This window comes from Streptomyces sp. NPDC054783, from assembly GCF_053611725.1.
This window is the reverse complement of sequence record NZ_JBSHAY010000023.1, coordinates 33,460-44,706: the sequence shown is the minus strand read 5'-3', so window position 1 is coordinate 44,706 and position 11,247 is coordinate 33,460. Positions and strand designations below refer to the sequence as shown.

At 69.8% G+C, this 11,247-nt stretch carries 10 protein-coding genes and 3 pseudogenes; 3 read left to right on the top strand and 10 right to left on the bottom strand.

The genetic code is table 11. The features are described from left to right. Window positions 1–201: 201 nt before the first annotated feature. The 9 genes and pseudogenes from ACWGJ5_RS31855 to ACWGJ5_RS31815 all read right to left on the bottom strand — a co-directional run. On the bottom strand, window positions 202–738 hold the full coding sequence (locus ACWGJ5_RS31855) for a GNAT family N-acetyltransferase (protein WP_453313091.1): 537 nt from the start codon (window positions 736–738) through the stop codon (window positions 202–204). Window positions 739–917: 179 nt separating this feature from the next. Continuing rightward, window positions 918–1,345, bottom strand: a pseudogene (locus ACWGJ5_RS31850) (LuxR C-terminal-related transcriptional regulator); the annotation flags it as partial. Continuing rightward, the gene (locus ACWGJ5_RS31845) at window positions 1,309–2,142 is read right to left on the bottom strand and encodes a sensor histidine kinase (protein ID WP_453313090.1); all 834 of its coding nucleotides are present in this window, start codon (window positions 2,140–2,142) and stop codon (window positions 1,309–1,311) included. The pseudogene ACWGJ5_RS31850 and the gene ACWGJ5_RS31845, both read right to left, overlap by 37 nt. Window positions 2,143–2,236: 94 nt before the next feature. Continuing rightward, window positions 2,237–2,374, bottom strand: a complete 138-nt coding sequence (locus ACWGJ5_RS31840) for a hypothetical protein (RefSeq protein WP_453313089.1) — start codon at window positions 2,372–2,374, stop codon at window positions 2,237–2,239. Between the two features lie 367 nt (window positions 2,375–2,741). Continuing rightward, window positions 2,742–2,984, bottom strand: a complete 243-nt coding sequence (locus ACWGJ5_RS31835; protein WP_453313088.1) for a hypothetical protein — start codon at window positions 2,982–2,984, stop codon at window positions 2,742–2,744. Between the two features lie 196 nt (window positions 2,985–3,180). Continuing rightward, window positions 3,181–3,408, bottom strand: a complete 228-nt coding sequence (locus ACWGJ5_RS31830; protein ID WP_453313087.1) for a hypothetical protein — start codon at window positions 3,406–3,408, stop codon at window positions 3,181–3,183. A gap of 101 nt (window positions 3,409–3,509) precedes the next feature. Then, window positions 3,510–4,622, bottom strand: a complete 1,113-nt coding sequence (locus ACWGJ5_RS31825; protein ID WP_453313086.1) for an ABC transporter substrate-binding protein — start codon at window positions 4,620–4,622, stop codon at window positions 3,510–3,512. 345 nt (window positions 4,623–4,967) lie between these two features. Beyond that, a pseudogene (locus tag ACWGJ5_RS31820) lies at window positions 4,968–5,888 on the bottom strand (sensor histidine kinase); the annotation flags it as partial. Beyond that, window positions 5,887–6,018 (bottom strand): annotated as a pseudogene (locus tag ACWGJ5_RS31815) (response regulator transcription factor); the annotation flags it as partial. The pseudogenes ACWGJ5_RS31820 and ACWGJ5_RS31815, both read right to left, overlap by 2 nt. A 141-nt stretch (window positions 6,019–6,159) precedes the next feature. Between ACWGJ5_RS31815 and ACWGJ5_RS31810 the strand changes: the two are divergent. Then, on the top strand, window positions 6,160–6,783 hold the full coding sequence (locus ACWGJ5_RS31810) for a peptidase M15 (protein WP_453313085.1): 624 nt from the start codon (window positions 6,160–6,162) through the stop codon (window positions 6,781–6,783). A 23-nt stretch (window positions 6,784–6,806) separates the two neighbouring features. Beyond that, a complete protein-coding gene (locus tag ACWGJ5_RS31805; protein ID WP_453313084.1) occupies window positions 6,807–7,883 on the top strand; it encodes an endonuclease/exonuclease/phosphatase family protein in 1,077 nt (358 codons plus the stop codon). A 506-nt stretch (window positions 7,884–8,389) separates the two neighbouring features. Here ACWGJ5_RS31805 and ACWGJ5_RS31800 read toward each other — a convergent pair. Continuing rightward, entirely contained in the window at window positions 8,390–8,974 is a 585-nt protein-coding gene (locus ACWGJ5_RS31800; RefSeq protein ID WP_453313083.1) for a TerD family protein, read from the bottom strand. 729 nt (window positions 8,975–9,703) lie between these two features. On the opposite strand from ACWGJ5_RS31800, the gene ACWGJ5_RS31795 reads away from it, so the two are divergent. Continuing rightward, the gene (locus ACWGJ5_RS31795; RefSeq protein WP_453313082.1) at window positions 9,704–11,134 is read left to right on the top strand and encodes a M14 family zinc carboxypeptidase; all 1,431 of its coding nucleotides are present in this window, start codon (window positions 9,704–9,706) and stop codon (window positions 11,132–11,134) included. The last annotated feature ends 113 nt before the right edge of the window (window positions 11,135–11,247 follow it).

Sequence of the window (11,247 nt, the reverse complement as noted above, 5' to 3'; positions counted from 1 at the left end):
CGCACGGACGTCGAGTCGACCGAGACATCCCAGTCAACATGACCGGCCGCGTCCGCCGCGTGGATCCGTTGGAGAAGCATCTCCCGCCTGCCGTCGGTCGACCAGCGGTGATGCCGCGCATGCAGCGTCTTCCACGGCCCGTACCGCTGCGGTGGATGAGGCCACTCACGCCCGTGCGGATCCGGTACAGCGCTCTTGTGTTCACCCCAGTTCGCCGCCGGACCGCTCCGCGCGGAGCATGGAGAAGATCACCTGATCGTGCCACTGGCCGCCGCGCCACTGAGCGGAGCGCAGCACGCCCTCCCTGACGAAGCCCGCCTTCTCCAACGCACGCTGCTCGGCGAGGTTGGCGCAATCCGTCCAGGCTTGCAGCCGTTCGGCCCTGGTGTGGTCGAAGAGGTACTCGGCCAGCAGTCGCTGGGCCCGCGTGCCTACGCCGCGGCCGTGCGCGGCGGGCACCAGGCCGATCGCCAGGGTCCAGCAGGTGGAGGTGGCGGGCCGCCCCCAGGTGCCGGCGAACCACTCGACCCGGCCGACCGTCCGGCCCGCCTCCGCGACGGAGAGCACGCCGCCGTCGGGGCTCAGCAGGCCGTTCTCCGCGAACTGCCGGCGCAGGCCGGCCGGTGAACCGAAGCCGAACCACTGGTACTGGCCGGTCCCCTCCGGCCCGTTGAACTCGCGCTCGAACAGGTCGAGATCGTCGGCGGTCACCGGGCGCAGAGTGATCTCATCGGACATGCAACGACTCCTGATCCTCTCGACCACAGGGTTCCACCTCGCGTGGTCGGCGTGGGCAATGGCGACTGACTCTTCCACACATCAAGCCGCGCCCCGGCAGGAAGCCCGCGGGAATCGTGAGCCACTCCGAAGCTGTTCCGGCTCACGAACTGAACGAAGCGCCGACCGGGATCCCGGGGTGAGGCCGTGTGCTTGGACACCGACCGCTCGGTGATGACCAGTTGCTGGGCGATGGCGGCGTTGGAGCACCCCTCCGCCATCAGCGCGAGCACCTCCCGCTGGCGCGGGGTCAGCGCAGCCGCAGCGCCGTCGGCGGATTTGTGGGCCAGCAGGCGGGCGATCATCTCGGGGTCCATCGCGGTTGCGCCCGCCGTCACCCGTCGTACCGCGTCGACGAACTGGGCGCCGTGCATCACCCGGTCCTTGAGCAGATGGCCGGTGCCGCCCTGGCCCGCGTCCGGTAGCTCGCGGGCGTAGAGCTGCTCGACGTACTGGGAGAGGACCAGCACCGTAAGCCCGCGGCCACCACCTGGAATCCGTGTGCCTCCGGCAGGCGCGTCAGGCCGTCCCTCAGGAGGAAGAGGTCTTCGTCGATGACATCGCGCACTGGATCTCCATGTTCACGATGGTCGGGCCGCCGGACGGGCTGCTGAGCGCGAGTACGCCGTCGAAGGCGGCGGGGCGGCGCTCGACACCGCGCAGACCAGTGCCGAGGGCCGGATCGGCGCCACCCCGGCCGTCGTCGGTAACGGTGATCCGCAGCGTACCCCCGCTTTGGTGGCCGCCGTGGCCGATCTCGATCCAGATCTGCCGGGCCTGGGCGTGCCTGGTCACGTTGGCCAGCTGCTCGCTCACCGCGAAGTAGGCCGCCGACTCCACCTGAGCGGGCGCCCGGCCCGGCAGCTCGGCGGTGAAGTGCCCCCGGTAGCGCAGGTCAAGGGCCAGCGCATGGACCGCGTCGGCCAGGCCCCGGTCGGCCAGGACCGGCGTATGGATACCGCGAATAAGATCGCGTAGTTCGGCCGGAGCGCGCGCCGAGGACTCCTTGACCTCGGCCAGCGGGCTCCGCGCGGCCTCGGGGTTGGTGGCCAGGAGGTGCTCCGCCGTGTCCAGGGCCATGCCCACGGCCACCAGCCGGCCTTGCGCGCCGTCGTGCACATCGCGCTCGATCCGGCGCATCTCGGCCGCACCCGAGTCGAGGGCGTCGGAACGGGTCTGTGCCAGGTGGTCGACGCGCTGCGCCAGTTGCTCCTGGCGGCTCGGGCCGAGCAGGTGGCGGGCCGAGCGGCCGTACCCGAGCATCAGTCGCGGAGCGGCCCACAGCACGACCGGCAGCGCCGCCGGCAGCAGGGCCGCCGCGAGCGTGACTGCCCCCGGCACCAGCAGGTGTCCGGTCGGCTTCATGCCGCCCGAACCCAGGAAGGCGCCGAGCACCCGGCCGCGACGAAGCCGGAACGGCGGTCAGCACGGCGGGGACACAGCCCATGCCTCCGGTGAATTAGGTCCACAGCACGTCGCGCCAGGTCGCCGGGGCGGTCAGCAGCCACCGCGTGGTCCGCCGCAGCCGTTCCGACCGCGCAGTCCACCGTCGTAGCCGGGTCGCGGTCGTCGGCACGTCGGCGACCGGATCGGGCACGGAACGATGGGGCACCGCGATGGGCACCCCACTCCACGAACCGACCATCCCCCAGTCACAACTACATCCGGTTCTCGGATGATCCTCCGCCCTGGGGCCCGGAGGTCACGACGACGTGAGATGTCTACCGGGACGTATCTCCTTCGCACACGTGGTGAAGGCGGGGGGAACGAGGCACAAGTGGTGTAGGCCGCCGAGCGACGGAAGGGCGCGGGTATCTGCCGGTCGAAGGGGCGATGAACCGCCGCCGCTTCTCCGAGCCGGCCCCACGCCTGCTCCCCTTCGTAGAGGACCAGGGCACGGAAGGAAGAGCCTGCGCCCCGGAACGCCGTCGCGTCACGGGCGAAGACGAGGCGGCCCCGGTTCCCTACGCGCCGATGCCCAGGCAGAACGGGAGCTGGACGGTCAGGACACAGTTCTCGCTGTCCCTGGGGATGCCGGTCGGGCTGGTCAGAGCATCCGTCGCCTTTGTGGTGACGTGTGGGGTGAGCGGGGCGGCCGCAGCGGACGCGGCCGTCGCCGCCCCTACCGCAAGAGCAAAGGCCAAGGCAGCACCAGCTGTCCATGTTTGCAGGATGACCTTCTTCGGTCGGTCCATCTGTGTGTGCATGGGGATACCGTGCACACCGCCGCGAGACATGTCATCTTGAGCGCAGCACATGGAGCAGCCGCCGACAAACGCATCACCTGACTGTGACCGGGACGGGCCCTCTCGGAGTCCCGCCGCGACTCATACGAAGGTCATCCGAACGGCTGACTTCCAGCCCCGAAGCGCCGGTTGCCCGATTCGCCGTGGCGGCTGACGGTCAGTGATCTGAGTACGCCTTGAGTTTGACGGTCTCCCGGTCGACGGTGTTCCCGGCCTTGTACCGGGTCCCGTCGAGGCCGGGACGTCGGTCGGCGCGCGAATCCTTGGGCAAACGGGCGGACTTGGTGCCGCTCTTCTCCGGGATCACCTGGCGGATGACCCGATGCCGCAGGTAGGAGCGGATCACGCCGTGCCCCTCCGCCCGCACGGCCGGGGTGGAGTCCACCCTCGGTCGTCGCTCGGCCGGCGCCACGGTCCGCTGCGCCGAGACGCGTGGCCGTCTGCGGCCGCCCGGACAGATCCGAGCAGTCCGCCCTCCGTGCTCTCTCAGCCGCCGTAGAGGATCCGGAAGCGATCGGGTTCCGCCGGGTCCCGGTCGACGACTCGGATGGGTGCCCAGGCCCATTGCCAAACGCTGATGCCCGGCGTGCGGGAGAACCGGATCGGCCCGCGGGTACCCTCGACCGCCACACGCTGCCATGACTCGGCGATGGCCGCCCGGTCCGTGCCGTGGGAACGCAGCGCCTCGGCGAGGACGGCGACGGTGTCCCAACCCTCGAAGGCGACGAAGGAGGGCGCTTCGCCCAGTTGCTCGCGAAGCTCCTTCCCGACGCGTTCGCCGAGCGGACCGAGGCGCTCGGGCAGGTAGCGCAGGAACGGGATCCCGGCGCCGTCCTCGCCCAGCGCCGCGGCCCATTGGGCGAACTCCGGTTGTCCGGCCGGTGCGCCGATCAGGATCTCCGCGAGCCGCCGGTCGCCCCGGACGGCTCTGACGATCGGTTCCGCCGGCTCCGGATGGCCGACCAGCAGGAGCAGCGCGGTCACGCCGTGGTCGACGAGCGCGTCGCACAGGGCCTCGGGAGTGAGCGCGTTCGTATCGAGTTCGACGACGGTACCGCCCCGGGCAGCGAGGTGGTCCCGCAGGACGCGGGTCCCGGACGCCCAGTAGACGCTCGGTTGGGTCGCCACGGCGATCCGACGACGGCCCGCGCCGAGGAGGAAGTCCGCGTAGATCCGCCACCCGCGGGACTGGACCGGAGCCAGGCGCGCGACCCATTCCGTCGGCTCCTCGGTGAGCGCGTCGAGCACAGCGGACGAGCAGAGGAACGGCACGCCGAGGGCGTCGGCCCGGACGGCGGCGGCGCGGGCAACCACGCTGTGGTACTCGCCCGCCACGGCGGCCACGCCCAGGCCGGCCAGTTCGTCCACGGCCGCCGCGGCCCGCTCCGGATCGGCCGCGGTGTCCCGGACCATCAGCTCCAGCGGTCTGCCGTCGACCCCGCCGGCGTCGTTGACCTCGCGAACGGCCAGGTCGAGTCCTGCGAGCAGGTGCCGGCCCGCCTCGACCCAGCCGGGCCGCGTCAGCGGGACGAGAGCGCCCAGGCGGACGGACGACCCGTCCGTGTGCTCCGTTCCGAACGGCGATGGTGGCGTGTTCATCGGGTGGCGTCTCCTCTGCGACGATGCGGTCCCGGTCCGCCCGGACCACGCGCCGGCCGGGGCAAGCTGTGCGCGTTCATCACCACTCTCGCCGCGACAGGCGCGCCCGGGTGATCACGACGCTCATTGCATCCAACATCATCGCCAACAGGCAACCGAGTCCTGGTCCGCAACCGCTACATCTGCGAGGCCGAAGACCGCGCAGTGTCCGTCCCGGAACTACCGTATGCGAGAACGCCGACTGGTTGCGTCAGCCGGCCGACGGCTCCTCAATACTCCGGCGAATCCCGCGCCGGCCGAGGTGATCGAGGAAGGTGCCGTGGGTGCAATCGATTCCCTGATTCTTCACCTGTCGGTGTGCGGGGCTGTAGCGGGTAGTTCCACAGTGATGCGGAGCCCGCCGGCAGGGCGCGGGGTGAGGGTGAGCGTTCCGCCATGTGCGCGGGTGATGGTTTTGACGATGGCCAGGCCGAGGCCGACGCCGGCGTGATGGGTGTGTACGCGTTCGGTGCCGCGCTGGAATGGTTCGGTGAGGGTCGAGGCCAGCTGGGGGGTAACCTGCTCGCCGGTGTTCTCGACAGTGAGCACCACGGTCTTGGGGCGGACGCTGGTATGGACCCACACGGTGCCCTGTTCGGGCAGGTTGTGGATGATCGCGTTGTGCACGAGGTTCGTGGTCAGCTGCAGCAGGAGCGCCGGCGATCCGATCGTGGGGGTGGTGTCGCCACGGGTCTCGATGGTGACACCATGCTTTTCCGCGAGCGGGAGGAGTGTTTCGGTGGCTTCTTCCGCCATGAGGGACAGGTCGACGCGTTCTCGGGTGAAGGACCACTGGTCGGCTCGGCTGAGCAGGAGCAGTGCCTCGGTGAGGTCGATCGCTCGGGTGTTGACGGCGTGGAGGCGGTCGATGACTTCGCCGGTGTCGCACGTCGGGTCGGTGCGGGCCACGTCGAGAAGCGTCTTCGAGATGGCCAGCGGGGTGCGCAGCTCGTGAGAGGCGTTGGCTGCGAATCTCCGCTGTTCGGCGACGTGTGCTTCGAGCCGCGCGAGCATCGTGTCGAAGGCGTCGGCGAGTTCGCGGAACTCGTCCTTGCGGCCCGGCAGCCGGATCCGGTGCGAAAGCGATCCGTTCGCGGCCGTGCGGGTGGCGCCCGTGATGCGAGTCAGGGGCGCGAGCATCCGGCCGGCGAGAAACCACCCTCCCACGAGACCGAACACCAGCAGGAACACCAGCACGACCGCCGCAGTCGGAGCGAAAGCGCGCAGCGTTGATGCTCAGCAGTTCCAGGGCCGTGTCACCGTCACCTGCGATGTCAGCCGCGATCGCCTCCAGGCGTAGGCCGTCGCGGATGGCTTCCGCCAGATAGGGCTCGTCCTCGACGATCAACACACGCATGCCATCAAGGCTACGAGTCGGCACATATCGTCGGTGTATCGAAAACCGCATACGTGCCCGCAACACGGCGCCGCCTTGACTGGCGGCATGAATCGAACACCACCGTCGGCACGAACAAGGAATCGCCGGATTCGGTGGCTCGTGGTGGTCGGCCTGGCAGTGGTCACAGCAGTGATCACCGCAGCCCTCGGCCACCAGGTGCCGAAGCCCTCTTCCACCTCGGCCTCCTTGCCCTCCTCAGCCGCATCGCCCTCGAAGTCCTCCCCGGCGGCATCACCGCATGCGTCTGGCGGTGAGCAACGTGGTGCGCCCGGCGACGCTGACGGTGTCGTCCCCGATGGCGCGACGGTCTTCGGTGACGCGATTCCGGCTGTGGCCAACCTCGATGCAGGTCTGTTCAAGGCCCTCCGCCGGGCTGCGACAGCTGCCACGGACGCCGGAGTCGAGTTCTACGCCGGCAGCGGCGGGCGTTCCCCGGAATACCAGAGTCAGCTGCTTCGCGAGACGGACGCCGAGTACGGGTCCGAAGACGAGGCCGCTCGATGGGTGGCCGCCGCGGCGGCGTCTCCCCACGTGTCGGCGGACGCGGACGGCATCGGACGCTCCCATGCGACAGCGTTGCTGTCCCGGCACGGTGCCGCATACGGGATGTGCCGGATCTGCAAGAACGAAGCCCGGCACTACGAACTGCGCCCCGATGCGACCGGTCGTCGCTGTCCGCGTATGCATGCCGCCCCCACCCAGGACCCGGGGACGCAGCAGTGACCGGCAGTGAACGAGGACGGACGATGGTGCGGCTGGACACGGCGGAGACCGGGCAGGAAGGCGAAGGCGGCCGCGACACCGGCTTTGGTACCCGGCGCGCGCGCATCCGCCGCGTGATCCGCCTCGCTACCCGGCCGGGGCCCTGGAAGCGCGGCCCGGTGCCGGCCGCGCTGGCGCTGCTGCTCGGGCTGCTCATGCTGCTGCACGCACGGATCACGGACCGAGGGGGCCTCGGCAGCCTGGTGGAGACCTTTCTGCCGTGGTTCGGCCTGTTCGTTCCGGTGCTGCTGGCCGGGGCGCTCTGGCGCCGCTCCGCCTCCGCGGTGCTCGCGCTGCTGTTGCCGGTGTCGGTGTGGTTGAACCTCTTCGGCGGGCTGCTCATCGACAAGTCCCACCCAGGCAGCGACCTCACCGTGGTCAGCCACAACGTCAGCGCCGACAACCCCGATCCGGCCGGCACCGGCCGCGACCTGGCCGCCTCCGGTGCGGACCTGCTGGCACTGGAGGAGATCACCCCGCAGGCCCAGGGCACGTACGAGAAGGAGCTGGCGAAGAGGTACCCGTACCACACGGTGCAGGGCACGGTCGGGCTGTGGAGCAAGCTGCCGCTGTCGGACACCCAGCCGGTCGACATCGAGATGGACTACGGGCCGCTGGCGGACACCAAGCCGGTCGACGTCAAGATGGCCTACAACCGGGCGCTGCGCACCACGGTGACCACGGACCAGGGGCCGCTGGCGGTGTATGTGGCCCACCTGGGGTCCGTACGCGTGCTTCCCAGGAATGGCTTTGGGACGGACAGCCGGGACCGCGGCGCGAAGGCGCTGGCCGAGGCCGTCGCCGCCGAGCCGAACGAGCGGGTCGTGCTGCTCGGCGACCTCAACGGCACCACAGACGACCGCGCGTTCGCCGGCATCACCTCGCAGCTGCATTCGGTCCAGGACGCGGCCGGGGACGGCTTCGGCTTCAGCTGGCCGGCGAAGTTCCCGGTCGCACGGATCGACCAGATCCTGGTCCGCGGCGTGACGCCGAAGAGCTCGTGGGTGCTGCCGGCCACCGGCAGCGACCACCTGCCGGTGGCGGCCGGAATCACCTGGTGAACACGCGTGGAACTGCCGGCCGGTTCGCCCAGTCGACAGCGCAGATCCAGTCCCAGCCGATCCAGTTCGCGCCGAACGCCGCCTCACCCCACGAGCTGTGCTCGGTCCGGGTCGTTTCCGACACCTCAGCTGGCAGACCTCGATCGGCTGCGACTGCCGTTGCGGTCCCAGGTTCGGTACTCCACGAATCCGCGAAGGTCTGTTCCCGCGTGCTCAAGGTGTCGTGATGCCGCCGATCCGTGTACCCCGGGTGGCTGACGGTGGCACTTGCGGGGCGATCCCCGGGACCGCGGCTCGAAGTGCGGCGGCGACTTCCTGAGTTCCCCGTGCGCGCGTGGGACGGTCTTCACCACCCCGACGTCGCGCCGCAGTGCTTCCCGGGAGCACCGGCCTCTCCAATCCGGACCGCCGGCCGTCTGTGCCGCCGTGACCGGCGCGCCGCCGTTCCCTCCGGTTCGTTCGTCCCGCGTGCCTCTTGGGCACGCGGGACGAACAGCGCAGAGGTACTACTTACTGATCGCGAAACGCATCAGGGCATGCTCGTCACCCTGCTTGATCTTCCCGGTCACATTGATCACTTCGAGCTTCCAGGTCTCGCCGACGCGCATGGCCTTGGCCACGGCGCAACCGTTGTCCTGGGTGAGAAGGCTGGGCCAGATGTCGGCGACCTGCTGGGAGGTTCCGCCGGTGGCGTCGTACACCTTGAAACTGATGTTGCGCGCCTTCTGAAAGGAGCTGCCCCTCTTGAAGGCAGCAGCGACGAACACGATCGAGGTGATGTTGCCGGGGATTCGCGCGAACTCGACCGTCACGGTCTCGTCGTCCCCATCCCCCCGGCCGGTCTGGTTGTCCCCGCTGTGCACCATGGAGCCGTTGCCCATCGGATCGAGAGAATCCAGGCCGGCCAGGCGAACCGGGTCCGACCCCTGCATGGCGATGGCTATCAGGTCCAGGTCGGTGCCAGCCTTGCGCCGGAGCACGCCCATGACTCCGCCGCTGGCGCCCCCCGTGGGATCCCAGGACACCCCGATCGACAGGTGGGTCACTCCGTCCAGATCGGCCGGGCCGTCTTCCTTGGTCAGCGTGATCATGCGTGATTCATCCTCTTGGTGAAGGGACTGCGACACGAAGAGTGTGCCGGGAGCTTGTGGTACTCCGCCCAACGGGTCAAGTGTCCGAGCATCCGGCGCCCCCTCCAGATACACAGGCTCAGTGACAGGTCCGGCCCCGAGCCACGTAGCCGCAGGTGTGACGGGAGACGGCGGCCGGCTTCCTCGAGGCGGGTGCGGTGGCTGAGGGTGATCGACATCGGGTCGATGGGGGCATCCAGCTCCAGGCAGTGCCGGCGACCGCGGGGGACGATCGCAGCGCGCCTGTCTCCAACTGCGCCATGTCCTCGGCTCCGTCGGGTCTGGCGGAACGGGAGTACAGGCGGACATCACCGGCCAGGCAGCACACCGCCTTCTTGTCCGGAACACCGTCTCGTTTCCGCCATTGCCGTCCTTCGACTCGCCGGTCAGGCCGCCGAACGGCTGCCCCGCCGGGCGGCACGTCCAACTGCCTCACGGAATTCGGACATCACGACGCTCCCTCATGCACGGTACCCGGCTGATCAGCGGGACCGGTTCGCTTCATGGCCGGCGCCGCGGCCGCGCCGCTGACTCCTCATCAGGCTGACCGGACGCGCCACCGCGCGCCGCCTTCGCCGCGAACCCGCACCGGTCATCAGGACAACCCGGGCCCGCACCGCGCCTCACCATGTTGTTCTCACCATGGACATGCCATATTGAAGGGTCCATCCCCCACGAAAGGTCACCTCCATGGCATACAAACGCCTGGCGGGCCTGACCGCCGGTGCCGTCGTCGTCGCCACGGCCCTGCTGCCGCAGGTGGCACAGGCCGGCACCGGCGCGCACGCCACAGCGGGCCGTGCCACCACCACCGGCCGCGCCCACGGCGCGCACCGTACGGTCGTCATCTACCGCGTGCCCACGCGCAATCCCCGCGCCGACGCCGAACGCCTCATCGACTCCGGATACGACCTGCTGGAGAAGCGGCAGGGTGACAGCCTGTTCGTCGCGGGCGACACGTCGACCGCAGCCGGACTGCGGCGGCTCGGCTTCGCCCCTGCGATCGCCTCCACGCTGACCGAGGCGACACCCTCCCCCACCGCGGTGACGCGCGCCGCCGCTGGCGACACCTTCGACGGCGGCTACCACACGGTCACCGCGCAGTACTCCCACCTGGACGCAACCGCCTCCCAACACCCCGACCTCGCCAAGGTGGTGACGTATGGTCAGTCATGGCTCAAGCAGAAGGGGCGGGGCGGGCGTGATCTCAAGGCGATATGCCTCACCAAGCTCCAGGCCGGCGACTGCGCCCTCAGCCCGAACTCGGCCAAGCCGCGGTTCTTCCTGATGAGCCAGATCCACGCCCGCGAACTGACCACCGGTGAGATGTCGTGGCGCTGGATCGATGCGTTGACCAGCGGCTACGGCAGAGACTCGGCGATCACCAAGCTGATGGACACCACCGAGATGTGGGTGGTGCCCGACGCCAACCCCGACGGCGTCGACATGGTCGCGGCGGGCGGCGACAACCCCGTCCTCCAGCGCAAGAACGCCGACGACTCGCACGGCTCCAACTGCGGGGTGAGCGCCTACAGCCAGATCGGCGTCGACCTCAACCGCAACGCCGACACCCACTGGGACACCTCCGGCACCTCCCACGCGCCCTGTGCCCAGACCTACGACGGTCCCGCAAGCGACTCCGAGGTGGAGAACTCCGCTCTGGAGAGCCTCTTCCGCAAGCTGTTCCCCGCGGTGCGCACCGGGACCGGCGACACCGACCCGGCCCGGTCGAACGCCAAGGGCATGATGATCACCCTGCACAGTGACGCCAGCATGGTGCTCTTCCCCTGGGAGTACGACTCCACCGTGCACACCGGCAACGACACCGCCCTGCGCACGCTGGCCGCACACATGGCCTCACTCACCGGCTACCAGTACGGCCAGGCGGGCGAGATCCTGTACAACGCCTCTGGCGGAACCGACGACTGGACCTACGACAAGCTCGGCCTGGCCAGCTTCACCATCGAGATCGGCGACAGCGACGGCGTCGGCTGCGACGGCTTCACCCCGTCGTACTCCTGCCAGGACAGCTACTTCTGGCCGAAGATCGAACCGGCCCTCCGCTACGCCGCCCAGCACGCCGCGGCCCCGTACACCACCACAGCCACCGACCACCGCTGACGGCCCGAATCCAAGCGGCAGGCAGAACGGGGGGTGTCCCCCTCCCGTCGCGGAGGGGGACACCGGCGTCCGGCCATGTCAGGAAGCCGGCAGGGTCCAGCGCCGACCGGCAC